General features: G+C 72.9%; 1 pseudogene. It reads right to left on the reverse strand.

Annotated elements, in window-relative coordinates:
* Positions 1-255, reverse strand: a pseudogene (locus RM704_RS45090) (electron transfer flavoprotein subunit alpha/FixB family protein); the annotation flags it as partial.

Genomic DNA, 255 nt, shown 5'->3' on the forward strand with positions numbered 1-255 from the left:
GGCTTGACGGTGATGACCGGGGTGCCCTTGGAGACACGGGACTTGGTGGTGAAGGACGCGGCGAACACCGACTGGGTGGCCACCGGGCCCTCGTCACCGGCTTCGAGGTCGACGGCGTCGGTGATGATGCCGGAGCCGATGCGCAGCGCGAGGCGGGCGGCGATCTCCTTGCCCTCGGCGGAGGACGGCACCAGCACGGCGGCCGGGGAGACGGCGGCGACGGCGGCCTGCAGCGCGTCGACCTTCGGCACGACC

The sequence above is a fragment of the Streptomyces gottesmaniae genome (assembly GCF_031845845.1).
GTDB lineage: Bacteria > Actinomycetota > Actinomycetes > Streptomycetales > Streptomycetaceae > Streptomyces > Streptomyces akebiae.